The 25,159-nt window shown below is 46.6% G+C and carries 20 protein-coding genes, 1 tRNA gene and 2 pseudogenes; 11 read left to right on the top strand and 12 right to left on the bottom strand.

The window, feature by feature from the left end:
• The first annotated feature begins 77 nt into the window (after positions 1 to 77).
• Together dinI and bssS are read left to right on the top strand one after the other, a co-directional pair.
• Positions 78 to 320: a DNA damage-inducible protein I gene (gene dinI / locus DPA2511_RS08125; protein WP_012765192.1), complete on the top strand. Its 243-nt coding sequence runs from the start codon at positions 78 to 80 to the stop codon at positions 318 to 320.
• Between the two features lie 312 nt (positions 321 to 632).
• Positions 633 to 887, top strand: coding sequence for a biofilm formation regulator BssS (gene bssS / locus DPA2511_RS08120; protein WP_012765191.1), 255 nt, complete (start codon positions 633 to 635; stop codon positions 885 to 887).
• 312 nt (positions 888 to 1,199) lie between these two features.
• On the opposite strand, the gene trhO is transcribed toward bssS, so the two are convergent.
• Positions 1,200 to 2,258: an oxygen-dependent tRNA uridine(34) hydroxylase TrhO gene (trhO, locus tag DPA2511_RS08110; protein ID WP_012765190.1), complete on the bottom strand. Its 1,059-nt coding sequence runs from the start codon at positions 2,256 to 2,258 to the stop codon at positions 1,200 to 1,202.
• Between the two features lie 194 nt (positions 2,259 to 2,452).
• Here trhO and DPA2511_RS08105 point away from each other — a divergent pair, with 194 nt between their 5' ends.
• A complete protein-coding gene (locus tag DPA2511_RS08105; RefSeq protein ID WP_012765189.1) occupies positions 2,453 to 3,550 on the top strand; it encodes an NADH:flavin oxidoreductase/NADH oxidase in 1,098 nt (365 codons plus the stop codon).
• Positions 3,551 to 3,778: 228 nt separating this feature from the next.
• A pseudogene (locus DPA2511_RS21330) lies at positions 3,779 to 4,698 on the top strand (Kdo(2)-lipid IV(A) acyltransferase).
• 177 nt (positions 4,699 to 4,875) lie between these two features.
• Here the strand turns inward: DPA2511_RS21330 and mdoH are convergent.
• The 4 genes from mdoH to DPA2511_RS08080 form a co-directional block, all read right to left on the bottom strand.
• On the bottom strand, positions 4,876 to 7,425 hold the full coding sequence (gene mdoH, locus DPA2511_RS08095) for a glucans biosynthesis glucosyltransferase MdoH (RefSeq protein ID WP_012765187.1): 2,550 nt from the start codon (positions 7,423 to 7,425) through the stop codon (positions 4,876 to 4,878).
• On the bottom strand, positions 7,418 to 8,920 hold the full coding sequence (locus DPA2511_RS08090; RefSeq protein WP_153247088.1) for a glucan biosynthesis protein G: 1,503 nt from the start codon (positions 8,918 to 8,920) through the stop codon (positions 7,418 to 7,420). The genes mdoH and DPA2511_RS08090 overlap by 8 nt, the downstream gene beginning before the upstream one ends.
• An 871-nt stretch (positions 8,921 to 9,791) precedes the next feature.
• Complete coding sequence (locus DPA2511_RS08085) at positions 9,792 to 11,456, bottom strand: methyl-accepting chemotaxis protein (protein WP_012765185.1); 1,665 nt, start codon at positions 11,454 to 11,456, stop codon at positions 9,792 to 9,794.
• Between the two features lie 898 nt (positions 11,457 to 12,354).
• Positions 12,355 to 12,624, bottom strand: coding sequence for a hypothetical protein (locus tag DPA2511_RS08080; RefSeq protein ID WP_012765183.1), 270 nt, complete (start codon positions 12,622 to 12,624; stop codon positions 12,355 to 12,357).
• 536 nt (positions 12,625 to 13,160) lie between these two features.
• Here DPA2511_RS08080 and DPA2511_RS22745 point away from each other — a divergent pair.
• Positions 13,161 to 13,346: a GhoT/OrtT family toxin gene (locus DPA2511_RS22745; RefSeq protein WP_012765182.1), complete on the top strand. Its 186-nt coding sequence runs from the start codon at positions 13,161 to 13,163 to the stop codon at positions 13,344 to 13,346.
• 126 nt (positions 13,347 to 13,472) lie between these two features.
• On the opposite strand, the gene matP is transcribed toward DPA2511_RS22745, so the two are convergent.
• A complete protein-coding gene (gene matP / locus DPA2511_RS08065; protein WP_012765181.1) occupies positions 13,473 to 13,934 on the bottom strand; it encodes a macrodomain Ter protein MatP in 462 nt (153 codons plus the stop codon).
• Positions 13,935 to 14,145: 211 nt separating this feature from the next.
• Between matP and DPA2511_RS08060 the strand changes: the two genes are divergently transcribed.
• The 6 genes and pseudogenes from DPA2511_RS08060 to DPA2511_RS08040 all read left to right on the top strand — a co-directional run bounded on the left by DPA2511_RS08060 (position 14,146) and on the right by DPA2511_RS08040 (position 20,145).
• A complete protein-coding gene (locus DPA2511_RS08060) occupies positions 14,146 to 15,873 on the top strand; it encodes a S16 family serine protease (RefSeq protein ID WP_012765180.1) in 1,728 nt (575 codons plus the stop codon).
• A gap of 110 nt (positions 15,874 to 15,983) precedes the next feature.
• Positions 15,984 to 16,502: a bifunctional 3-hydroxydecanoyl-ACP dehydratase/trans-2-decenoyl-ACP isomerase gene (fabA, locus tag DPA2511_RS08055; RefSeq protein ID WP_012765179.1), complete on the top strand. Its 519-nt coding sequence runs from the start codon at positions 15,984 to 15,986 to the stop codon at positions 16,500 to 16,502.
• Positions 16,503 to 16,774: 272 nt separating this feature from the next.
• Positions 16,775 to 17,413, top strand: coding sequence for an RpiB/LacA/LacB family sugar-phosphate isomerase (locus DPA2511_RS08050; RefSeq protein ID WP_012765178.1), 639 nt, complete (start codon positions 16,775 to 16,777; stop codon positions 17,411 to 17,413).
• 102 nt (positions 17,414 to 17,515) lie between these two features.
• Positions 17,516 to 17,652, top strand: a pseudogene (locus DPA2511_RS23880) (IS4 family transposase); the annotation flags it as partial.
• Positions 17,653 to 17,854: 202 nt separating this feature from the next.
• Positions 17,855 to 17,944, top strand: a tRNA-Ser gene (locus tag DPA2511_RS08045).
• Between the two features lie 599 nt (positions 17,945 to 18,543).
• A complete protein-coding gene (locus DPA2511_RS08040) occupies positions 18,544 to 20,145 on the top strand; it encodes a methyl-accepting chemotaxis protein (protein ID WP_012765177.1) in 1,602 nt (533 codons plus the stop codon).
• A gap of 54 nt (positions 20,146 to 20,199) precedes the next feature.
• Here DPA2511_RS08040 and phoH read toward each other — a convergent pair whose 3' ends face one another.
• The 6 genes from phoH to glf all read right to left on the bottom strand — a co-directional run bounded on the left by phoH (position 20,200) and on the right by glf (position 25,081).
• Positions 20,200 to 20,988, bottom strand: a complete 789-nt coding sequence (phoH, locus tag DPA2511_RS08035; RefSeq protein ID WP_012765176.1) for a phosphate starvation-inducible protein PhoH — start codon at positions 20,986 to 20,988, stop codon at positions 20,200 to 20,202.
• Complete coding sequence (locus tag DPA2511_RS23680) at positions 20,967 to 21,284, bottom strand: hypothetical protein (RefSeq protein WP_153247087.1); 318 nt, start codon at positions 21,282 to 21,284, stop codon at positions 20,967 to 20,969. Before DPA2511_RS23680 ends, phoH begins: the two co-directional genes overlap by 22 nt.
• A gap of 211 nt (positions 21,285 to 21,495) precedes the next feature.
• Positions 21,496 to 22,008 (bottom strand): flagella biosynthesis regulatory protein FliZ, encoded by a 513-nt coding sequence (fliZ, locus tag DPA2511_RS08030; protein ID WP_012765175.1) that lies wholly within the window; start codon positions 22,006 to 22,008, stop codon positions 21,496 to 21,498.
• A gap of 51 nt (positions 22,009 to 22,059) precedes the next feature.
• A complete protein-coding gene (locus DPA2511_RS08025) occupies positions 22,060 to 22,782 on the bottom strand; it encodes an RNA polymerase sigma factor FliA (RefSeq protein ID WP_012765174.1) in 723 nt (240 codons plus the stop codon).
• A gap of 122 nt (positions 22,783 to 22,904) precedes the next feature.
• Positions 22,905 to 23,864, bottom strand: a complete 960-nt coding sequence (locus tag DPA2511_RS08020; RefSeq protein ID WP_012765173.1) for a hypothetical protein — start codon at positions 23,862 to 23,864, stop codon at positions 22,905 to 22,907.
• A 62-nt stretch (positions 23,865 to 23,926) separates the two neighbouring features.
• A complete protein-coding gene (glf, locus tag DPA2511_RS08015) occupies positions 23,927 to 25,081 on the bottom strand; it encodes a UDP-galactopyranose mutase (protein WP_318842329.1) in 1,155 nt (384 codons plus the stop codon).
• Between the last annotated feature and the right edge of the window lie 78 nt (positions 25,082 to 25,159).

Genomic DNA, 25,159 nt, shown 5'->3' with positions numbered 1-25,159 from the left:
TCCAACCATTACGCCACTTGCGAACCACTAGCAGTTACTGTATAAAAAAACAGCACCCGCTATTATGGAGAACCATCATGCGTATTGAGATCACTATTGCCAAAACCACTCTTTTACCCACCGGCGCCCTGGATGCATTGACTAAAGAATTAAACCGCCGGATTAGTAGCATATATCCGAATGCGCCTGTCTCTATTCGTTACGCTTCATCCAACAACCTGAGCGTCCTCGGCGGCGATAAAAGCGATAAGGAAAGGGTATCGGAGATTTTGCAAGAAACATGGGAAAGTGCCGATGACTGGTTTCAGTCTAATGAATAAAATCGTTCACATTCATAATGATAAATATAGATATCTGCGATGCTTACTTCGTGAGAACGCTTAATAATTCAACAATTATCAACATGAATATTTATTGGCGTTTAAGTCATGGTTGTTTTTCGACCAAATCAATGTTTGTACGGTTCCTCCTGTCGGAACTGAATAATGCCCTCCGTCAAATATTCAAATTTTTCTATAATACGTCTCCATAAATGATGAGGGCAGAGATATACTGATATTGCTCAACAGACAAGAGCCGCCTTAAACCTCGTTTAGTCACTCACGTTAGTAACTAGTCATTAAGGGGTATTTATGGACAGAAAAAATGAAGTTATTCAGACTCATCCGCTTGTGGGTTGGGATATCAGTACCGTTGACAGTTATGACGCCATGATGATTCGTCTGCACTACCTTTCCGCAGCCGATCAAACGCCAGATGAAGCTCAAGTCGACCGTACTCTGTGGTTGACAACCGATGTGGCAAGGCAGCTTATCTCTATTCTTGAAGCCGGTATTGCCAAAATTGAGTCTAACGATTATCAACCAACTGATTATCTGAAACATTAATATTTTTATAGACACCATGCCTGATTTTTTATAACCAACGCCGCTTAACCTAGCGGCGTTCATCATTCATTAGCTCAATTCGGTCGTTATAGTAAAAAGCGCTCGAGCAGAAAATCACCCGATATAGCTGAAAAATATGCCATCCATGATAGCATCCGGGATGTATAGCTCTTCTTTATCTTGTAACTCACTTATTTGACTCATTGCGCCTTCCTTATATTCCCCCTCAGGTAGATCACTTGTGGGTTATCTTAAGATCCTCATCAAAAGTAACCCAAGATATTAGGTGAGCCTTCCTGTACGATTTTATCGTTACGATTTTTTATCCGTATCGGGAATATGCAATGACTCACGCATAAAACCTCTGGATTTATTAAAAACATTCATCCGAGATTCTCTCAATTGTCGGCGCCGACGTTGTTCCGCCGGCGGTAAAGCCGTTTCATCAAGGCACTCTTGACTGCAACAGCCTTTATATTTTTCCGCACAGGACTGGCATTGAATAAACAACAAGTGACATCCCTGATTACGACAATTGGTATGTGTATCGCAAGGCTCGCCACACTGATGGCAATGTGCAATGACATCCTCCGAGACGCGTTCCCCCATCCGTTCATCAAAGACAAAGTTTTTCCCGATGAACTTAACCGGTAATCCCAGAGCGTTAGCCTGGCGCACATACTCAATAATTCCACCCTCGATATGAAAAACATGCTTAAAACCATTATGGCGCATATAAGCGCTGGCTTTTTCACAACGTATTCCACCCGTACAGTACATGACAATATTTTTATCTTTTTCCCTGGCCAGCATATCCACCGCCATTGGCAATTGTTCCCGAAAAGTATCGGATGGAACCTCAATGGCATGTTCAAAATGCCCGACTTCATACTCATAATGATTACGCATGTCGATAAACAACGTGTCGGGATCAGCAGCCATGCGATTAACCTCCGCAGCGTTGAGATACTGCCCGACCTTGCATGGGTCGAAAGACGGATCGTCAATGCCGTCGGCCACTATTCGATCACGCACCTTAATACGCAGAACCCAAAAAGACTTGCCGTCATCCTGAAGCGCGACATTAAGTCTGATGCCGACCAATGCAGGGTGTGCCGCAAATAACGTGCATCTGAAACGTTCAAAATGGCTGGCTGGGACGCTAATTTGGGCATTGATCCCTTCTCGCGCAATATAAATGCGGCCGAAGACTTTTAAGTCGACCAAGGCGATATAAAGTGCATCGCGAAAAGACTGTGGATCATCCAACGAAAAATATTTGTAAAAAGATACCGTGGTTCGCGGCTCGGTCTCAGCCAGCATACGCGCTTTCAGTTCTTCATTGGAAACCCGGTTATGTAACACTGGCATGGTGTTAATATCCTTGCTGTCATTCATGTTAAAACCCAAACACACTTCGTTAACAAAGCGTCAAAATCATACACAAGCAAACATCCGCTGTCGTGAACGAAGGGGTATCCGAATACAAAATAATTAGTTGGCAACTTCGCTGTCTCTGGCAATACTCCAAACATCAGGATTAATTCCTCAAGGAGGCAGCTCTCATGAGTCAACTATTTACCCCGATAACACTCGGCAATCTGACGCTACCCAATCGCATCATCATCGCACCGATGTGTCAGTATTCCGCCGAAGATGGCCGGGCTACCGAATGGCATATGATGCACCTGGGCAATTTATCGCATTCCGGTGCAGGCTTGCTGATTATTGAAGCGACCGCTGTCGTGCCCGAAGGCCGCATATCTCCCCGTGATCTGGGCCTATGGGATGATGACACCGAACGCTCATTGATCCCGATAATCCGCGGTATCCGTAAATATTCGACCATCCCTCTGGGTATTCAGCTTGCTCATGCCGGGCGTAAAGCATCGACGGATGTCCCCTGGTCTGGTCGTGCATGGTTAGCGCCGGAGCTCGGCGGCTGGCCGACAGTCGCCCCGTCGCCGCTACCTTATCATCCCGATGATGCCGCGCCAGTTGCGCTGAGCCACAGCCAAATTAAAGATCTGATCGATGCTTTTGCCGCTTCGGCCCGGCGGGCAGACCGTCTGGGATTCGATTTAATCGAATTGCATGCGGCACATGGCTACCTATTACATCAGTTCCTTTCACCGCTGACGAACCAGCGTGATGATGAGTACGGGGGCTCATTGCAAAACCGCATGCGTTTTCTACGTGAAGTATATACAGCCGTCCGGGAAGTATTCCCCCGGCACAAAGCGATTGGCGTCCGGATTTCTGCGACCGACGGCGTTGAAGGTGGATGGGATTTGGCTCAATCACTTGAATTAGCGCATCTGTTGCGCCAATTGGATTGCGACTTCATCCATGTCTCAAGTGGCGGTTTATCCCCACGCCAACAACTCACTGTTTACCCGAACTATCAGGTTCCCTATGCGCGGGAAATTCGTCGACAAACAGGGATCACGACGATCGCCGTCGGTTTGATAACCGAACCCGAACAGGCAGAAGCCATTGTTGCCACCGGCGATGCCGACGCAGTGGCACTGGCACGTGCGATATTGTTCGACCCTCGCTGGCCCTGGCATGCAGCAGCCCGCCTCAACGCAGAAGTCAGCGTGCCCCCACAATTTTGGCGCAGCGAGCCGCGATATGCCCATGGCATATTTCAAAAAAATTGAATTAATTACCCCATGCCCGATGCAAATCAGTTCGTCCGGGTGCGAGTACCAAGTGGCACATATCCCTCATCGGAATCTGTCATCAAAGATTAAACTCTATTTTTTACCGGTGTTATCATGACGGCACATTGATTTTGTTAGTAAAAATAGGTGGGGGTTTCAACCACCGGCTTCAGGTGCCGACGACGGCAGGTTATCCATCAACAGTTTTCACTATTTAATTACGCTATGACACAACTCCCTTCTTTTAATCGTTCTTTGCTGCACCCTCGCTATTGGCTCACCTGGTTGGGGATTATTGTGCTCTATCTGCTGGTTTTACTGCCCTATCCCGTCATCTATCGCCTTGGCACCGCGTTGGGCCGTTTGTCCATGTCCGTTCTCAAACGGCGGGCCAGGATTGCTGATCGTAATCTGCAGCTCTGCTTCCCAAATATGTCTGAAGCAGAGCGACTCATCCTGGTGAAAAAAATTTCGAATCTGTCGGTATGGGGTTGATGGAAACCGGTATGGCATGGTTTTGGCCCGACTGGCGGATTAATCGCTGGTTCAGCGTAAGTGGTATTGAGCACATGCTCCCGTTGCGTGAACAAAAACGGGGCATTTTGCTGATCGGGCTACATTTTCTCACGCTGGAATTAGGTGCGCGGATCTTCGGTATGCAAAACGCGGGGATTGGCGTTTATCGTCCGAACGACAACAAATTGCTCGATTGGCTGCAAACATGGGGAAGAATGCGCTCGAATAAATCTATGTTGGATCGCAAAGATATCAAAGGCATGATCAGAGCCTTGAAACAGGGTGAGATTATATGGTACGCCCCGGATCATGATTACGGCCCACGCAGCAGTGTTTTTGTTCCTCTGTTTGCGGTAGATAAAGCCGCGACGACGGTAGGCAGTTATATGCTAGCCCGGGCCGCCAAACCTGCGATCGTGCCCTTTGTCCCCCGCCGTTTACCTGACGGCAAAGGTTATGAGTTGCTGATTCAACCCGCAGAACTGGCGTTCCCGCTGGAGAGCGAAGAGTCTACTGCGGCGTGGATGAACAAGATTATTGAAAAAAATATTCTGTTGGCACCAGACCAATACATGTGGCTACATCGACGCTTCAAAACTCGCCCGACGGGTGAAACATCATTGTACTAGTGCCGCTACATTCATTCTTCAGGAATGCATCTGCCGGGTTCCGTCATTCGTAACATACCGTCTTCATGGCGGTTTTGATTGTCTATATCCCCGCCCTGGCGGGGCATTTGCTATAAGCAAGAAAAAAGCAACGACTATGTCGTTGCTTTTTTCATTGCTCTACACCTTCGCATAAACCTATTCGGACTTGATAACAGGCCGAGGCAATGCCTGATAATACGCTTGCCACTGAGCATATTGCTCAGGCTGTTTCCAGACACGCTGATGCAAGCGCGCAAGGATCACCGGATCGCTAAGTAACGCAAGACGCAAATTGTTATCCACGTCTTGCGGGTTTCTACTCAATGCTTCACTGACCCGCTGTTCGCGAACCGATTCGATCGCCTGACTAAAGCGATGGCGAGCAGTAGCCATTGCGCTGGCCAACGCATTGATCGACGGATCAAACACCGCATGCATAAAGCCATCATCAAGCTTCCGTTCACGATTGCGACGGAAATATTCATCTGTCGCCACCAATTCACGGGGAGGGTTGTACTCCTCAGGAATCAGCAACAGCCTGGCGCGTTTACAAGCTAACCCGATATTGGCCCGGCTGGACAGTGTCGAGACCACCGGCGAAAGGATCAGCGAGAAAACAATCGGAGCCAGCCACCAGAGGAATCGCAGATCGAGCCATGCCATACCGAGCGCCCAAACCAGGCCCAATGTCAGTTGTGAACCGTGTCGAACAAAAGCTTCGCTCCAGGGTGTGGCATCATCATCGCGTTGCGGAGATTTCCACTGTACAGACCATCCCAGAAATGCGCTGACAACAAAAACGGTATGGAACAACATACGTACCGGCGCAAGCAAGACGGAAAACAACATCTCTATCAGCAGCGACATAAATAGTCGGTTAACGCCGCCGTATTCCCTGGCGCCTTTGGCACACACCAGAACCACACTCAGCAACTTCGGCAGGAACAGCAACACCAGCGTCGTGGAAAACAGCGCGATAGCCAACTCCGGTCGCCACTGAGGCCATACTGGGAAAAGCTGTCTGGGTTGCAGAAAATACTGCGGCTCCATCAATGTATGAACCACTTGAAGCGCCGTCGATAACGCCAGGAACATGAACCACAATGGTGCCGATAGATAAGACATCACCCCAGTCAGGAATACCGCACGATGAACCGGATGCATCCCCTTAACCAGAAACAGACGGAAATTCATCAGGTTGCCATGACACCAACGCCTGTCGCGTTTCAATTCATCCAGTAGATTGGGCGGAAGCTCTTCGTAGCTGCCCGGCAAATCGTAGGCAATCCACACGCCCCATCCGGCACGACGCATCAATGCAGCTTCGACAAAGTCATGAGACAGAATCGAACCGGCGAAAGACCCTGCGCCCGGCAACGGGGCTAACGCACAATGCTCAATGAAGGGTTTGATACGAATAATGGCATTGTGCCCCCAATAGTGGGACTCACCTAACTGCCAGAAATGCAGCCCTGCCGTAAACAGAGGACCGTATACGCGGGTCGCAAACTGTTGGCAGCGCGCGTAGAGCGTATCCATCCCCGATGCTCTGGGCGCCGACTGGATAATCCCCGCATTAGGATTGGCCTCCATCAAACGCACCAGCGAAGTTAGACACTCGCCGCTCATCACGCTGTCTGCATCCAGCACCACCATATAGCTGTACTGATTGCCCCACCGCCGGCAGAAGTCATCGATATTTCCGCTCTTGCGCTTAACGCGGCGGCGACGGCGACGATAGAAGATACGACCGGCGCCATTCACTTCGCGGCAAAGATCCATCCATGCTTTTTGCTCGGCAACACAAATATCCGGATCGTTACTGTCACTCAGTACATAAACGTCGAAATGATCCAACTCGCCGGTAGCCGCCACCGATTCATATGTCGCACGCAAGCCAGCAAATACACGTTCCACATCTTCGTTACAGATTGGCATGATCAACGCGGTACGGTGCGCCGGATTTAAAGGCTCGTCACCGACCGTTGACGATGAAATACTGTATTTATCCCGACCAATCAGCAGTTGCAGGAATCCCATCAGCGCGGTCCAAAACCCGGCGGAGACCCAGCAGAAAAGAACGGCAAACAGAATCAGGATGCCGCTTTGCAATACATACGGCAGCAACTGCATGAAGGTACGCCATAAATCCTGATGCGCCATCTCGAACGGATTAATCAGCGCCCATCCCTGATAAGGAAGAATCGTCTTCATATACCAGGTAGCGATCGCCGTTTGAAACAAAGTCAAAATCAACAGGATATAACGTCGAATCGTGCCGACGCTTCTCCAGCGATTCTCGGCCTCGTTTTCCTCTGCCGTCCGGTACTGATGACGGGGAGGACGCGCTTGCCCCCGGAAGCCATCCCACCAGCGCGCCAGAGGATTCGTCTGCCAGGCATCAGGGAACATGGATGACCGGACGATATGACGCATCGCCAACAAAGCCGTGCGCCCTTCGCGATCTTTGGACACCTGCTTTCCGCCGTTCAATCCATCTTCCCAAGCCATTTCCAGACGTCGCTGGACGGATACCAGGGGAATATCATCATCAGAATGCATGTTGACGGAAGAGCCGTCAGACAACGCCTGATGCAACGCAGCGGGATCCTGAGTCTGCGCAAGCGATGTACGCAGGCCCTCTGCCTGAGACTCAGACAGAGGGAGTTTCTCGATATAATCGAGGGAGAAAGTTGACTTATTCATTAGCAGGCAGCTGATAGCTCCAGGTTTCAGTCAATGTAGCATCACCATTAACCAACGCCGCTCTCATCTCGGTAGGTTGCTTGTTATCCTTCACTCGCAGACGCAGAGTCAGACGCCAGCCATGGGTAACAGGATTATAACGGACGCTATTTTCTACGATTTCACCGTTATCCCCGATACTAACCTGAGGGACAACAGGCGCACTCGGATCCAGATCTTTCATCTTACCGCCGGCGAAATCCACCAAAAACGCAACGGTGCCGTCAGGCTGACGAATCAGGTTGGACTGTTTCACATCCCCGGTGGAACGCATGGTACGGATAGCATATGCCTGATCCGGAGAATGCAATGCCTCTTCATCCTGACTAAAATGCAGACGGTATTTAACTTCGAGTGGTTTGCCTTTTTCCGGCAAGTTTTCCGGGGTCCAAAAGGCAACGATATTGTCGTTGGTTTCATCCGCCGTCGGAATTTCAACCAGCTCAACCTTGCCTTTCCCCCACTCGCCTTTGGTCTCTACCCAACCACTCGGGCGCAAATCATAGCGATCATCCAGATCCTCATAGCCAGAGAAATTACGCCCGCGCTGCAAAAGGCCAAATCCTTTCGGGTTGTCAATAGTATAGGTGCTTACAGACAAGTGTTTGGGGTTGTTCAACGGACGCCAGATCCACTCCCCGTTGCCGGCATGAATACCCAACCCGTTGGAATCATGCAACGCCGGGCGATAATTCAATGTCGGGGAAGGCTGATGCGGACCGAACAGGAACATGCTGGTTAATGGTGCGATTCCCAGTTTGCCCACTTTGTCGCGCAGGAAAATTTTCGCTTCCACATCGATCATACTGTCGCTGCCAGGATAGACGACAAAACGATACGCTCCTGAAGAACGTGGAGAATCCAGCAGCGCGTAGATGACTAAATGCTTGTCGTTTGCTTTAGGACGCTCAATCCAGAACTCACGAAAACGGGGAAACTCTTCGCCGGATGGCAGCGCCGTATCAATAGCCAGCCCACGAGCGGAAAGACCATAAACCTGCCCTTTCCCCAACACGCGGAAATAACTGGCCCCCAACATGCTCAGAATCTCATCATCTTTATCCTGCTTATTGATCGGATAAAGCACTTTAAACCCGGCAAAGCCAAGATCCTTTACCACATCGGTATTGTGATTGACCGACCCAAAATCAAAATAATCCGGGGAGTATTTAATTTCCTGAACACTGGTAGCCGTGACTTCATTGATCTTAACAGGAATATCAAAATACATGCCCTGATGGTAGAACTGTAATTTGAACGACGTCTGGAGAGTGTTCCAGTAGGATTTTTCCTGATTGAAACGGATTTGCTGGTAGTCAGCAAATTTCATATCCCGGAATTGCGCAGGCAGATTGCTCTTGGGCGCTTCATAGCCTTTTTCAGCGAGTTTTTCTGCTTTTTGCGCAACATCGTCAAGAGAAAAAGCCCAGGAAGGCAAAGAGATAAAAGACAACATGATAGCGGCTGAAAGCCAACGAAGATTTGCAACCGGCTGCTTAGCCCCACATTTATTAACCAGCACATCTCCCCCTGTATGTGTGCTTAAATCAACTAAAATCCATATTAATGGATAAATTAGCTTTCCGACAACTTGATAACCGACTGGTTCATCATAAAAGGTCAGCGTTTATACAACATTAACGGATAAAAATGATAAACCACCGTCTTTAAACAGAAAATATTCTCTACGCTCGACCTTGGTTAGCTTGTAGCAAATGAGAACACGTCATATGGAATCCGCTTGTTCTGAAAAACTCATGATGACCCGTTTCGCAAATCTTCAGGCTATCCCTTAGATAAATGCGGAAAGATTCTCCTCTCTCTATCCTGACGAGGCAAGAGACTTCTGTTGAAAGCGCTTATTAACAAGACATTTCTGGGAAACAGCTTCGAGATTTTTACGCCAGGCCACACCAAAAAGACATTTCATTAACAACATTACGACGACGCGAGATAACATGCCGCGTTATTGATGGCTTGCTGGTTTGGAATTTTTGCCATCATTATTCCCTTCTCTATACCGTTCCCCGCATCGCGCCGTCGAGGGCTCTTCGCCTATCTGACAGGCTACACCCAGCCGCTGCCGGCATGGTACTGATGCATTGACCGCATTGACGCAACATCACTACGTTAATTCGGTATTGCCTTATATCGAAACGACGGACACGAAGATTCACACCACCGTTTTGACGCTAAGCCCATAATTTTACCCTAAGCTCATAAATCGCACGGCGGTTAGATCAAAGTCCCGGCCCGCGAGCCAGGACTTGGTCAGCAGCCTGCGCTGATGTCAGGAAGGCTGCTTTATAGCAGTCGACACAGAGGGTTTAGAACGATGTCCATTCTTCGTTTGCAACACGTCCTTTCTCTGTTGCGACCATGCCATTCGCCAGAGCCAGTTTCGGCGTCTTATTTACGGGTTGTACAACATCCCGGCCAGCCAGGCTGCTTCCGAGCTTAAAGATATTTACAACCTGCGCGAGACTTTGCGCTTGCTCCTGTAGCGATATCGCCGCAGCGGCGGACTCCTCTACCAACGCTGCATTCTGTTGCGTCGTCGTATCGATTTGACCAATCGCCAGATTGATCTGATTAATGCCTTCACTCTGTTCCTGGCTGGCCTGCGCGATTTCATTCATAACGCCGTTGGCACTCTGCGCATTGTCAATCACCGCGCCCATGGTGTGTTCCGTATTCTCCACCAGCACCATGCCGTCCTGCACTTTCTGCACCGAGTCATCGATAAGTTCCTTGATCTCTTTTGCCGACGCCGCGCTGCGCTGCGCCAAAGCCCGAACTTCGCTTGCCACAACAGCGAACCCACGGCCTTGCTCCCCTGCCCGAGCAGCCTCAACTGCGGCATTCAACGCCAAAATGTTGGTTTGGAAGGCAATACCGTCAATTACGCTGATGATCTCAGCCATTCTCTGTGATGACTCTTTTATCTCACGCATTTCACGTGTTACGTTCGCCATCATTTCACCACTTTGTCTTACGATGCCTGAGGCCTGACTGGCGAGGCTTGCCGCGTGCTCTGTATTCTCTGCCGTATTTTTGATAGTAGATGTCAGTTGCTCTATCGAGGCGGCGGTTTGCTCCAGTGAACTGGCTTGCTCCTCTGTTCTGGCCGACAGATCCTGGTTTCCAGCGGCAATCTGCGATGCAGCGGAAGAAATCGTATCCGCACCATCGCGCACCTGCGTTACGATAGCCCGCAAACTACCGTTCATTTCATGCAACGCACGCAACAGCAGCCCCGTTTCATCCTTATGGTTTGTCACCACATCCGAGGTTAAATCGCCTTTAGCGACACGTTCCGCCACCCGTAGCGCCTGTCGCAATGGGGTAGTTACACTGCGGGTAATCGCCCACGCAATCAGCCCGCCGGCGACAATGCTGACCACAAAGACGGCGATCAACAAAATAACGATCCGGGAATAACTCTGTTTAACCGTTTCACGCGCATTGACCATCTGATCATCTTCATAATCAATGAATTCCAACACTTTGGCGCGATACTTCTGCTGGAGCCCAAGGGATACATTCAGTAATTCTTCCTTTGCAGCCGGTTGATCACCGCTAAGGATCAGCGCCATCAATTTATTACCGGAAACAGAATACTCGCCGCGGACTTGTTGAATTTCATTAACCAGCCGGGCTGTACGTTCATCCTGTTCGCTATTTTTCAGCTCATTAATCAACTGTGTTATTTTCTCGGAGTAACCTTTTATCTCCTCCGCTTTTCGCTTTATTTGATCTGGCGAATCAAGAACCAGTGTCACCTGCTGCCCTAACAGCGCATTATTAAGTGCATCAATCAGCTGGTTGCCTTTAACCGTAAGCGGATAAAGCTTGGACACCGTTTGATCCATCTTTTGGTTGAAATCGCTCAAATTCGTCAAGGCCACACCACCGGCGATCAACAACATGACAATAAGAAATGAAAACCCCATTGCCAGTCGAGCACCTATACGTAAATTAGAAAAACTCATTATTATCCCCTTTCATAAAGATTAATTTTTCGATTAAGCATAAATAATAAAAAACGGTCGTCCCCCGCATTAATAACGGCATTCCATTACACTCAGTAAAAATAAAAATTTCCCCCATCTCAAAATAACAAGACAGGTATGGGAATATAAATAACAACAAGAATCATCGTCGAGAGAACGCTGAGAGAAGGACAGTTGTGGGATGGCTATATTCGATTGCACCCAATCGTTCATAATGACATTGTTGTCATCATCAAGCAGAGCTGCCACGCTGACCATTCTACCCTCCATGGATACTGATCCACCGTATTATGCAACATGCATGAACAAGCACAACACAGACCAGACAATAATATGACATCCGCACGCCTCCCCGGTATTCGGTTAACGTTCGGCACATTCTGTTCCCGTATCACCTCACAACCGTTGCCAGGTTTCGATACAATCAACCACTCATGTCGCACAACACCTGGCCCTCAGTATTCTATTTACAACCGCCAACAATAATAATTGCGAATTGTTATAACTGTTATTGTAAATAGACTCGGTAACGGGCTTATCATTAATCATAACTATAACACAGGTAATAATTAGAAATGAATATTCCTGATTTTAACTTCCACTTCAATTAACGTTGAGATACATATCTTTTCAAAAAGACGACACTAAACGTTTAATGTGAACAGACAATAATTATGCCTGCGTATCATGTTCACTATTAAAAAATTAGAGCAGGTGATAGTTGATAAATATCCTGGAGTTCATCCCGAATACGTCATTTAATTGCCCAAAGAGCAAATAAAAATGGGATATCCATTATGTAAAATAACAGTGAATACTCAGATGGGTATTAACGAAATGCCACCGGAATACTAAGGTGGCACATCCGGTGAGAAGATTATTTTTTCTTGGCGGCGCTTTTGAGCTTCAGCAATTGCCGAAGTTTCTTGATCTCTTTCGATGTCAGTGGCTCAACACTCTCCTCCGTATTCTGACTATCAATCACATCTACTTCGCAGTCAGCAGCATGCTCGTCGATATCAAAACTTTTAAACAACCGAGCACTCACCTCGGCACTGATAGACACCTGATTCTTCAGTGCAGCTTCTTTGAGCTTTTCTTTAAGCTCAAGAGGGATCTTCAGCGACAAACTTGATATCTCACTCATTTCATTACCTTTATGGCAGTGTAAAACATCAACGTATGCCACTCTTGTTACAATGTCCATAGCGAAATAAAAAATTAATATTTATGTCATACAAATGAAGTAAATAATAAAATCGCCTGCTGTGAGCTAAATCGCAGCTGTTCAATAACCGTCAATGCAAAGAATAATGTGACAATGCTCACATCTAAACGCTGATATTTAAAGATGGCAGAGGAAAACATAATAACCCAACGCTATCTGGCGGCATCGTTTATGCTCATTTCGCCAACATGAATCGACTATTGATTTTTTGACTCACTCGTCAGAAATAAATCTCTCAGACAGGTATGCTTTGAAAAGAGAATAAATAATTCCCCACTGAATTATAACATAAGTGACATTCAGTTCCTGATAATGAGAGATCACGATTGCACAGTTACCCTAAAATAGTTCGGTCAAGGAAATGACAAGCGGGAAGATTTTATCAGAGTTAACTGATTGATTGTAAAGCAACAAGCTCATAGAATTGGCAGCCCCTGCAGCGTAAGGAAATAAATGTGTCACACCATCATATGTGGGAAACGATCAAACTGATCTATCTCATTGGTTTTTGTATAGCAATTCTGTTCACTTTCTTTATGAGCAAAGACCGTTCACTGCTCATTCGTTTTCTCGCCTCCGCGCTGATCGCCCTTACCTGGCCATTAAGTTTTCCCGTGGTCATTGTTTTCTCATTTTTTTAATTAATGTCATTTAATAAACTGGAAGCGTTCACCCACTGGCGAAAATTGCTGCGGCCAAAAAGTTATTATTGATATAACAAAAAACCATACCGGCTAATGAGCAGCCTCTCCCAATCAGCCAATAAATCACTTTTTGCCGTTGTTGCCCAAAATAGCCTGCAAATCCTGCTTCAGCACCGACATCTGGCTGGCATATTTTTCTTTTGATTCCGCATCTTCTATTAATTGCACAACGGTTTCAGACAATGTCAGCCCGCGCCTATGCGCCAGAGCAGCTAGCCGCTGCCAGACGATATATTCAAGATCGATCGACTTTTTGCGAGTGTGCTGGTGCTCAGCGTTGAAATGGCGTTTGCGGCGAGCCCTAATCGTCTGCTTCATCCGATTTTCCAGCGCCGGACTCATATAGTTGGCGATCCATTCCAGAACCTTGACCGGCTGGCTCTCCATTTTCAACAATTCATCAATCGCCGCGCCTGCGGCACTCTGTTCAATCAGGCGCGTGATCGGCTCACCCTCGCGGTGTTTCTTCACCAGGTATTTCCACTTCCACCCGCACTCAAGATTCTCTAATTGCTGATATTTCATCATGAACCCTTTAGTGACCGCGTAACGTGACTGTATATATTACCATTGTTGCCCGAGTGAATTGCACCAGGCAATCCTCTATTGGCTTTTTTTTAATCAAACCATCATTCCTAAAGAAGATCACCTCCGCATCCTTCCGCTACGGTACGTATGCAGCATAGAGAAATCTTGTATAATTGCGCTTTTCCTTAAGACGAACACAATAGACACTTTGACCAGTAACCGACTCGAATGGCAGCAATTGTTGCCCGATCTCACGCAGTTCCAATCACTTTTCAGCCAGGCAGCGCAGTTGCCCCCTGCTGAGTTCTCAGCGGTGCAATCTCGTCTGGATGATGCATTGACAGTGTTCTGCCATCCCCGCTCGCCTTCCCGCTTCATGCTACTGAAGGCACAAGAGAACAATGCTTATCTCGCACTGATCGCCCAGGCTGTCACAAGCCTGCTCCCGGCATCGGACATCGTTTACGGCAGCCACTATCACATTACGGGGCGCCAGGTTAACGTTCAGCTGGCGCAGAACATAACTGATAATTTCGCCGCGACACTACGATGTGGCTATCAGGAGTGGATCGAACCGGAACAACTTTTCGGTTGCGTGCGTATTTTTAACGATGACGTCTCTCTGCAACCGGGCCTGATTCATCGGGTTAACGGCGGCACGTTGATCCTTTCAGCGAGAACGCTGCTGGCACAGCCGTTGATGTGGCTGCGACTGAAACAGATTATCATTGATGGCGCCTATCACTGGTTGTCTCCTGACGAACATCGCCCCTTGCCGCTGGGGATCCCGCCCATGCCGCTGGAAATTCGTCTGATCGTTCTGGGTGATCGTGAGAGTCTGGGCGATATCCATGAGATGGAACCCGAGTTGGGTGAACTGGCCATCTACGGCGAATTTGAAGCACTGCTGCCGCTGGTTGACGAGGAGGATTTGAAAAACTGGTGCGCCTATATCAATGCATTATGTCTTGAGAACGCCCTCCCCCGGTTAACCAGCGATGCCTGGCCGGAGCTGATTCGTCTTGCTGTGCGTTACAGTGGGGATCAATACAACTTACCGCTCTGCCCCCGCTGGCTAAACCATCATCTGAAACAAGCCGCACTGTATGCACAGCAAGAAGAGATTACCGGGCAATCTATTATTGATGCCGAAACATCGCAGCGCTGGCGGGAAAGCTATCTCTATGAACGCATGCAGGATGAAATCGAGCAAGGGCAGATTCTGATTGAAACCGAAGGCGAAGTCATTGGCCAGGTCAACGGGCTATCGGTATTAGAGTATCCTGGTTATCCGATTATGTTCGGCGAACCGACCCGCATCAGTTGTGTCGTTCACCCTGGCGACGGTGAATTTACCGATGTCGAACGCAAAGCGGAATTAGGCGGCAATCTTCACGCCAAAGGCATGATGATCATGCAGGCGTTTTTGATCGCCGAACTGGAGCTTGAACAACAACTTCCTTTTTCAGCGTCCATTGTGTTCGAACAATCCTACAGTGAAGTTGACGGCGATAGTGCATCGTTGGCGGAACTTAGCGCACTGATTAGCGCCTTATCGCAACAGCCTATCAATCAACAATTCGCGGTAACGGGTTCTGTTGACCAATTCGGCCATGTTCAGCCGATTGGCGGCGTCAACGAGAAAATCGAAGGGTTCTTCGAAGTCTGCCAACGTCGTGGCTTAACGGGACAGCAAGGCGTCATTATCCCTTCCAGCAATCAGCGTCATCTTTGTCTGCTGCCGGATGTGATCGACGCCGTGCGTAAAGGCGAGTTCCATATCTATCCGGTAGATTCGGTTGATGAAGTGCTGGAATTACTCACGAAAGTCGCCTACGACGATGACCGACATCCTAGTTTACTGGCAACGATCCGAGAACGTATTGCCAGCCTGATGCCGCAGGAACGTCGCCGTTTTCCATGGTTTTTTCGTTAAATAGCGGCAATGTCGTGCAATCATACTGGTATGTCCAGCCGTAATAAACTTGCTCAGCGTACATCTGTACGCTAACCTGCGAGCTTCACAAAAAACAGGGTTTCAGAAACATGGTAGATAAACGCGAATCGTACTCAAAGGAAGATCTTCTCGCCAGCGGGCGCGGAGAGCTGTTTGGTGCTCAGGGTCCGCAATTGCCATCGGGCAACATGCTCATGATGGATCGCGTCATCAAGATGACCGAAAACGGTGGCCTGCATGACAAAGGCTACATAGAAGCGGAGCTGGACATCCATCCGGACTTATGGTTCTTTGGGTGCCATTTCATTGGCGATCCTGTTATGCCGGGCTGCCTCGGTTTGGATGCCATGTGGCAACTGGTCGGTTTCTATCTCGGCTGGCTGGGTGGAGAAGGCAAAGGACGAGCGCTGGGTGTTGGTGAAGTGAAATTTACCGGTCAGGTATTGCCAAATGCTCAAAAAGTCACTTACCGCATTCACTTCAAGCGTGTCATTAATCGCAAGCTGATCATGGGCATTGCGGATGGCGAAGTTTTTGTCGACGGGCGTTTAATCTACACCGCAACAGATCTGAAAGTCGGTTTGTTCAAGGATACCAGTAGTTTTTAATCCATCGTCATCAGGCAGGCGCCCCAACGTCAACAAACCAAGGGCGCTATTCTTCCGGATGCTCGACTCAATTCATTCATCCGCATTGACAATCACCGTTAATCCCGGAATGTGCTAGCCTGTTCCTGCTCTTCTCCTGCGTTCTTCAATCGTATTTTTGCGATCCACCCCCACATATGATGGTTTGCTGTTTTCAGTCGACAAGGTATACTTTCACAATTGAAATAGCGTTTTAAAAAATGTAGTTATCCGATATGAATAAAGGAACGAACATGAAAATTGCACTGATTAACGAGAACAGCCAGGCCGCCAAGAACGCCGTGATCGCCGCAGCGTTGTCTAAAGCTGTTGAGCCGCAAGGACATACCGTATACAACTACGGCCAATATGCTGTTGAAGATGCAGCACAATTGACCTATATCCAGAACGGTATTCTGGCTGCCATCCTGCTGAACTCCGGTGCTGCCGACTTTGTCGTCACCGGTTGTGGTACCGGTCAGGGCGCAATGTTGGCTTGCAACTCCTTCCCAGGCGTGATCTGCGGTCTGGTTGTCGACCCGTCCGATGCTTACCTGTTCTCCCAAATCAACAATGGCAATGCCGTATCCCTGCCTTATGCCAAGGGCTTTGGTTGGGGTGCCGAGTTGAACCTGGAAAACCTGTTCACTCAGCTGTTCAAGGAAGAAGGCGGCAGGGGCTACCCGAGCGATCGCGTTGCCCCCCAGCAGCGTAACAAGAAAATTCTGGACGCGGTCAAAGCGGTTACTTACAACGATCTGATTACTATTCTGAAAGAACTGGATCAAGAACTGGTTAAAGGTGCGATTGCCGGCCCGAAATTCCAGGAATATTTCTTTGCTAACAGCAAAAATGCTGAAATTACCGCATACATTAAATCACTACTGAACTGATATTCAGCGCATTAAACCGCCGCTTTGGCAGTAATGCCGATCAGTTGGCCGAACCAGTGGTTTCTAAGAATCCGGGAATGCTCGCCCATTTCCGGATTTTTTATGCACATTGGGCAGGGTCTTGGCCTTATTCCCCGCTACGATTCATGACGTAATCCGATAATGGCTTAGGCGATATTCCTGGCCCGAAACTGATTTCCCGCTGTCTTGCCGAATCAGGTACTGTCACTCCGCATAAACACACTCGTCAATTACTTAACCGGCTGGCATTACCCCCGTTCCAGCGGTAGTTTTTTATCTTTGTCGTAGGCAAATCAGCTAGGCCTTATCGGCTTCGTTCAACACTTGAGCAGAAAGAATAAAACGACCAAATAGCGCTTGACCGGATAATGTCGACTGCCTATAGTAGCGCCCCGTTGCCGCCTATGGCGGTGACACCCCGGTGAGGTGTCCGAGTGGCTGAAGGAGCACGCCTGGAAAGTGTGTATACGTGAAAACGTATCGAGGGTTCGAATCCCTCCCTCACCGCCACTTCTGATTGTTAAGTGTTATCGTAGATACCCTTCCACTCTTTACCCATTATCATCCTTACTTTATTTTCAAACCGACTCGTCCATTCTTGCTCATGTTAATCAATAAGTTGATGCATAATCACCAGTGATTACAACACCAGAAAACGCTTCTTGTCACCTTGCATTCGTCTTGTTCACACGACACATTGGCAGTTTCGCAATGCCAAACAATAACGTCTCTCGGCCCTACCCACAGTTGGTTTACAAAGGGGCTCACGCCATACATCAGTCGTCAGCGCCAACAAAGACAACCGCAGCCGTAAAATGTCTATCCAATAGAAATAAAACGAATATTTTGCACTTACTTTTCAATATCAATTCTTTATAAATGGAAAAATCGCCATCTATTTTTATTTATCCTAAAAAGATTATCGACCATAAAAAGAAGTAACCCATCTAATTATTAATAGCGTTATCTCTGATGCTTTTTTATAAAAAATATAAAATCCGCATCTATGATTATTAATGTTTACTTAATCTATGATGAATACATTAGCTATCGTCAGAGACCTATACGGCAACATGCAATTATCCTGAGTATATTGGCGGAGCATAAAAATGACTATTGTAAAAAAACTGGCAATCGCAATCACTATCTTTACCATCGCCCTAATCGGTGTGGGTGGCTTTGGCCTTCAATCACTTAGTCAATCCAGAGATCGGATGGATTACGTCCTGACCAATACCATGCCCAGTCTTGACAACCTGGTTCAGTCGTCCAATGCATTGGGTGATGCGCTAAATTCACTGTCGCTGTATTTTTTGACAAAAGACGAACAACACCGTAGTAACTTAAAACAGGCTATTGATACGTCTCTTGCCAAAGTAGAAAAACTGAATGCAGATTATATAAAAAATCTGATTTCAGACGATAAAGATTTAGCAATGTCAAATGCGAATCTGCAATATTTGAATGACTTCAAATCTGCAAAAGATAAACTCTTTCAGCAGTTCCAAAGTGATAATCAAGCCGCAGATAAAGCTTTCTCCGACCAGGGGTATATTAGTCTGGCACAGGATAAACTGGTTAAAGGCTTCCAGGATCAATATAACTACAACGTTTTTCTCGCTAACGGCCTGCAAGCGCAAAACAACGACAGTTTTAAACTGACCTTTATCGAACTGCTTGGGTTGATTCTCATCGCACTGATTATTGCAGGTACCTTATCAACAACAATTCTGCGCTATGTACGCAATAGCCTTAACGCCTTACGCCAGACACTGACTGCCGTGAGCGAAGACCTGGATTTGACACACCAGGCCGATGCCAGTCGGAATGACGAAGTGGGTCAAACCGCTGCTGCGTTTAACAACTTGATCCAGCGTTTCTCTTCAGTATTGCACGACGTTCGGACGGCGAGTGAAAGTGTATCGACTGCATCAGGCGAGATTGCGTCGGCTAATGAAGATCTCTCTTCTCGCACCGAAGAACAAGCGTCATCGCTGGCGCAAACTGCTGCCAGCATGCATGAGATTGCCTCAACCATCGAAAGTAATGTCGATAACACCAACCAGGCGAATCGTCTGGGCCAGGAAGCAGGAACTGCGGTAGAACATGGTGATGCCTCCGTCCAAAAAATGATGCTCGCGATGGCAGAAATTGCCCATGGTTCAGCAAAAGTGGCCGACATCACCAATCTGATAGAAGGCATCGCTTTCCAGACCAATATTCTCGCCCTTAACGCGGCAGTCGAAGCAGCACGCGCCGGCGAGCACGGACGAGGTTTTGCGGTTGTCGCCGGCGAGGTTCGCACACTTTCTCAGCGCTCATCATCCGCGGCGAAAGAAATCAAAACACTGATCGACACCGCCATCTCTTCTGTACAAAACGGTACCGCTCAGGCTGATGAAGTCCGTGATGCTATCGGGAATGTGAAAAGAGTGATTCAGAACGTATCAGGCTTAATTGCAGAAGTTTCGCTGGCATCCGAAGAACAAAGCCGGGGCATCTCACAAATCAACATTGCTCTCAACCAGATGGAGTCCGTCACACAGCAAAACGCCGCCATGGTGGAACAAGCTTCAGCCGCGGCCGACTCTCTGAACGAACAGGCATATAAACTTCAGCAGTCGGTCGAGATATTCAGGCTGCAGGGTACTGCCATATCCGAGCACGCCTCATCGCCGGCACGCCGTCATCTTCAATTGACAACCCATTAATTCAACGATGAAAAAGGGCTGCATACGCAGCCCTTTTATTATTAGCGCACGTAATCAGGAATAAGCGAATAACGCCCGCTGACACAATTCCGAACGCACACAATCTTCTTTATCGAACGTGACGATGCCTACCATATCGTCCTCCTGGAAACGCGCCAATGCATCACTCAGCCCTGATATCGCCCCCACAGGCAGATCACATTGAGTAATATCCCCATTCACAATGACGGTGACATTTTCGCCTAATCGCGTGAGGAACATGCGCATTTGATTAACGGTGACATTCTGTGCTTCATCCAGAATAACAACGGCATTTTCAAATGTGCGGCCTCGCATATAAGCAAAAGGCGCAATTTCAACTTTGGCGATTTCAGGCCTCAAGCAATACTGCAGAAAGGATGCCCCCAGACGCCGCTGTAATACGTCATATACCGGACGAAAATAAGGCGCAAACTTCTCAGCAATATCCCCCGGCAAAAAGCCCAAATCCTCCTCCACCTGCAAGACCGGGCGGGTAACGATTATCTTCTCAACCTCTTTGTGAAGTAATGCCTCAGCCGCTTTGGCTGTACTCAGAAACGTCTTGCCGCACCCGGCTTCGCCGGTGGCAAATATCAACTGTTTATTTTCTATTGCAGACAAATAATACTCCTGAGCCAGATTTCGGGCCTCTATCAACGAAGTATCGCGACTTTCCCGCGCCATGCCGATAGATTCAATTCCTCCAAGCTGAACCAGAGAAGTGACCGATTCTTCTTCACGCTGACGATGACTGCGTGATTCACGTCTGATTACGCGCTTAGCTTCACGACGTGCTTTGATCACTGCTTTTTGTCTTCCCATAGTGGCACCTTACAGTTTGTTTCAGTTACCGAACGGACTTTGGCCGATGGTGTTTCATTCACAAATAAGGTTGGCTCCCTTATTAAGCCGTAAAGAGGATAAAAAGGAAAAAAACGATGCATAACAGCATCTGACGATCTGTTGGCATCGGCTTTTGCAGTTAATCGGGAAAATACAGGATTGAAAGGATAGTGCGTAGTCAGGGATATGAGGCGGGAGACAGACTCCCCGCTTTGATGAAGCGGTAGAAGAGAACAAAAATGTTGACTATTGTGTCCACAAAAGGACTCTGTCATTCGTGCTCCTCACAGTGACAATAACTATTCTGGCGAATAATGATTGGCCGTATCAGGGTTTCTGACACCTGAAGAAAAATTACAACTTCACGATGTCAGTATTATGACAGTGCAATATTAACGATACGTCTGGCAAGCACTTTTACACTGGAATAATTTAATCCTATGAATACGACATATTCCCTCGCCGTCGTCAGGCGAGGGAGATTCATTAGTAATGTTTTTGCCAATGGAGATACTGGTCATACTTGCGCAATGCGCTGCGATAGGTGTTTTGCTCAATGTCCGGCAGATAATCGCAGATACGCTGTTGAATATTGTCACTGGCGGCAAAACTTTCCTGAGGGTAATTTTTCGCAACCAACAGTTCATCAAGCCGCCTCAGGCGAATGACATATTCACGCATGGTGCTATGCCGAACTTCTGTCTGTTCGATGAGATATTGCGTAAAAGCTCTAATATCGAAGTAATTGGCGTGAGTATTGCAAAAAACCTCGCTGCAAAACCGGCAAAGAGGAATAAGCTCTTCCTGTACGGATTCCCAGACATCATTATCAATAAGCCGATCCATAATACCGATCGATTTTTTATTGATAAGCTGATTTCGAAATACCAACGAAACGCGATCCAGTTCTTTCGAACAGTTTGCACAATGCGTTTGTCTGTGCTTGAAGTCTTTCAGATAACGGCTGAGAAGCTGCTTCTTCCTGGTTGATTGAGGCATGAGTCCATTCCTGACAGTAAGTTGATCCAACTAACATGTCTACGCTTCAAATTAAACGTCATTCATTAATTTCACGCGCAGACGCTTAATGGCCTGGCTATGCAACTGACTGACGCGCGACTCTCCCACTTCCAGAACCGCCCCGATTTCCTTCAGGTTCAATTCTTCCTGGTAGTAGAGGGTCAACACCATTTTTTCACGTTCTGGCAAATTTTCAATCGCCTCCATAACCCGCTGACGCAAATTGACATCCATCAGCTGATGAAGAGGATTGGCTTCTTCGTTCCCTTCCAGCAACGCTTCAGCACTGTCCCCATGCTCTTCCCGCCACTCATCGTAAGAAAACAGCTGGCTGTTGTTGGTATCCAGCAGAATCTGACGATACTCTTCCAGCGAGATATTCAGAGACTGTGCGACTTCCTGTTCGGTAGGTGCCCTGCCGAGCAGTTGTTCAGCTTGTCGCATTGCATGAGCCACTTCACGGGCATTACGTCTGACACTACGTGGTGCCCAATCTCGGCTGCGCAGTTCATCCAGCATTGCGCCTCGAATCCGCTGTACGGCATAGGTCGTAAATGCCGTCCCCTGAAGCGAATCATAACGCTCCACTGCACTTAACAGCCCAATGCCCCCCGCTTGAAGAAGATCATCAAGCTCGACACTTGCCGGAAGACGAACCTGTAAGCGTAAGGCTTCATGGCGCACTAAGGGAACATAGCGCTTCCATAAGGAATTTTTATCCATTGTGCCTTCAGCGGTGTACAGTTCGCTCACAGTGATAAATACCTATGGTGATAAAGTTACCGATACTATTATGCGATTGTCACATCCCCGCAATCGACCGAATAACCCTAAAAAAGAGGCTTTATTTGCAACAGACAAAAACGTCAAAGTCGCTAACTACAATACTTACCAACAAAATCTCGCACTTGATTTTTGAAGTGAATGGGCTCATCACAGATGATTTTTTTATATCCATCAAAATCTTTGATCATAATAGCAAAATCGTTAAAAATAGAAAGAATCAACATCCTGAACTTCGATAAAAACTCATCACTGTCTGAATCAAGTTTATAACTATCTGGAATGGGTATATCAACATGATTTCTAGCACTTCCTTTTATTCCCGTTACAATACAGCAGCCAGCCATAGCAGCTTCTCGAGGGAAACGATCCTTCCCAGGGTGAGAACCAAAGTCTATGTAAACTTTACTTTGCAAAAGTAAGTTTTTAACTTGTTCTGGCGTCATGTTAGCTATTGGGATAAATTTAAAATCAGGATTGTTTTCTATTAGATACTTTGTAACTTCTATACCCTTTGCCGGATTAAATGCTATAATATTATGTCGTTGAATATTTTCCGAAACTGGAGTTAAATGTTTTTCATTTAAATAGTCCGTTAGCATCTCAGATTCAATTTCATGTTTTAGCAAAAATAGTCTAGCATATTCACTCTGTACAAGATGTTTATATTTTTTCATAGCATAAACAGATAATTTACCGCCTTTCAGTATACTGCTAACTCGTTTCGTTGGATTATCTATTTCACCAAAAAAATAATTATCTACTGATAGCCACCAGATAAATGCAGAACATCTCGGTAGAGAGTTTAAAAATACCGTTACCACTTCTGGGACAACAACGATCTGATCCTTAATCTGAGCTCTATCAAACCTTGAAATCTTCACGTCATAATGCTGGTAGCGCTCAGGGACAGAATATTCATTTCCAATTGGATAATAAATCATCTGGGCGTCTACTCCAGCATTTCTAAGCTCGTGAGTGAATTGATGTAATAATTCAGGCCCACCTGTTACAACCCCGCCAGGGCAAAAAACAAACACTTTTTTTGACATATATTCCTCATGACAATCTGATCTGATAAAGGGTAAATAACATTAGTAAGAAAAATAGCACTCTAGTTTAAAGGCTGAACAAAGAAAGCAGGGATATTTTCTCCTGAATTTCTCTTTCTAAGATACATCGCTGCTGTATCTAATGCTTCAGATATTGTCACGTGCATATCCAGATATCTATAAGTCCCCAATCGCCCAATAAAAGTTATATTTTTTTCTTTATTAGCTAATTCTATGTAATCAAATAAGATATTTTTATCTTTAACTAATCTTATTGGGTAATATGGAACATCATCATTCATACACTCCCGACTATATTCTTTATAAATTAATGTGGAATCATAAGACTCCCATGGAGCAAAGTTTTTATGTTCAGATATTCTAGTCCATGGTACATTGATATCACAATAATTTATCACTGCATTGCCTTGATAGTCTCCGTGGTGATATTCAGGTTTGAAATCAAGAGTTCTATAACCTAATTTTCCTTTTAAATGATTAAACCATGCATCAATAGGTCCACTATAAAAAACATGCTCATACTCAGATGCCATTTCACGGAAAAAATGTGTATTCAAGATTAAATGAATATTTTTATGAGTGAGTATTTTTTCAACAATAACCGTATAACCGTTTTCGGGGATCCCCTGATAATTGCTATTGTAATAATTATCATCGTAATTAAATCGAACAGGGAGTCTTTTCAAAATGCTCGCAGGTAGCTCAGATGGATGAACTCCCCATTGTTTCTGTGTATAGCCTTTAAAAAAAGCCTCATAGAGATCTTTACCTACAAATTTTAGTGCTTGCTCCTCAAAAGTAACTGGAATATTAATTGCATTCTCAGCTATTGAACTAACAAAATTTTTTGCTTCATGGGGAGAAAAAACCTTCCCAAAAAAACTATTGATTGTCATTAGGTTAATAGGGAGAGAATATATATGACCGTTACTAATAGCTTTGACGCGATTAGTGAAGTTATTAATTTTGTCAAATTGATTTATATATTTCCATACTCTTTCATCGCTAGTATGAAATATATGTGGCCCATATTTATGAACCATAATCCCAGTTTGTTTATCTCTAGCGGTGTAACAATTCCCCGCCACATGGTTACGACTATCAAATACAGATACATCATAACCAGCAAGAGCAAGCTCTCTTGCTAAGACAGCACCAGAAAAACCCGCGCCCACAACGGCAATTTTCTTCATGATAGTCCTCACTTCATCATGTAGACTGAATAGTATTATAATTTAAATACATACTTCAGCTACCACATAATTTCGATGCGT

The organism is Musicola paradisiaca NCPPB 2511, from assembly GCF_000400505.1.
In the GTDB taxonomy this organism is placed as follows: domain Bacteria; phylum Pseudomonadota; class Gammaproteobacteria; order Enterobacterales; family Enterobacteriaceae; genus Musicola; species Musicola paradisiaca.
This window is presented reverse-complemented; position numbering and strand designations above follow the sequence as displayed.